This is a genomic window from Okeania sp. SIO2C9 (assembly GCF_010672455.1).
Lineage (GTDB): Bacteria > Cyanobacteriota > Cyanobacteriia > Cyanobacteriales > Microcoleaceae > Okeania.
This window is the reverse complement of the sequence record NZ_JAAHGO010000306.1, coordinates 1-1,042: the sequence shown is the minus strand read 5'-3', so window position 1 is coordinate 1,042 and position 1,042 is coordinate 1. Positions and strand designations below refer to the sequence as shown.

Genomic DNA, 1,042 nt, shown 5'->3' with positions numbered 1-1,042 from the left:
TAGCTACGTCGTTCTCGTTTAGATGAAATTCCAGGTCTTGGTTTTCAACGACAAAAACAACTGTTGGCACATTTTCACTCTATTGATTATATTCGAGAAGCATCTGTCAAACAACTAACCGAGGTGGCTGGAATTGGGTCGCGTTTAGCAGCAGAAATATACAATTATTTTCATCCATGAAATTTAAATAAAAAGCACTTAATTATTATTATGTATTGAGTGCTACAGAAGAAATGCACAATTAGATATATCCATGAATTTAAATCCCAAAGCTCTTAATGAAGCCAGTAATTGGCTCTTATTTACTTTAATAGTTTTAGAAATATTTCTGGTGATTATTTATCTTGCTGGGATAGTTTTGATTGAGAGACCTTTTGACCTTTTCGATTTGGATAATAAAGATACAATTCCTTCGTTTTTCCAAGCTTCACAACTATTTATAATTGGCTTGATATCACTAGTTTTTTTTATTTGTGGAAATCATTCTTCCGAGCCTCCCTCTCAAATTTTTCTGCTCACTGTAGCCTTACTGTGTTTCTATGCCTGTGCTGATGAAGCTTTGAAAATTCATTACCTGCTGCCTACAGAAGATCATCACTCCTGGAAACCGATATATCTAGGTATTGTCTTAGTTACTCCCTTTGTGTTTTATCGAGACTGTATTGCTCTCTGGCGTATTTACCGCAAAGCCGTGTTATTAGTGGCAATAGGTTTGGGAGTTTCTGTTATTGGAGGCTTAGGTTTAGAGATTCTCAAAGATGAATTTTTACACTCTAGGCTAAGTCAGATGTTTGAGCGGGACGAATTAATACCCTTTTTCATAGAAAAATTAAGGGCTGCTGTTGAAGAGTTCTCGGCAATGTTAGGAGAAAGTCTGATACTTTACGGTCTTTTCTCATATATAGTCAAGCGCCTGGAAGTAGAGCGATTAAGTTCAACTGAGAAGGATTGATAATGCATTAGGTAATAAGGAACACTGATTACCACTACTAGCGTAGCTGCAAACAAGTGACTAAGCACTGCTTCTTGAAAATCATTGAAA

Annotated in this window: 1 protein-coding gene and 1 pseudogene; both read left to right on the top strand. The window is 36.2% G+C overall.

Going from position 1 to position 1,042, the window contains the following annotated elements:
• Positions 1-180, top strand: a pseudogene (locus F6K23_RS41240) (helix-hairpin-helix domain-containing protein); the annotation flags it as partial.
• Between the two features lie 73 nt (positions 181-253).
• Positions 254-952: a hypothetical protein gene (locus F6K23_RS41235; protein ID WP_293167091.1), complete on the top strand. Its 699-nt coding sequence runs from the start codon at positions 254-256 to the stop codon at positions 950-952.
• The last annotated feature ends 90 nt before the right edge of the window (positions 953-1,042 follow it).

Bases quoted from the DNA above. Each gene is read 5' to 3' on its own strand.
- F6K23_RS41235 (WP_293167091.1), top strand. From the start codon at position 254: ATGAATTTAAATCCCAAAGCTCTTAATGAAGCCAGTAATTGGCTCTTA.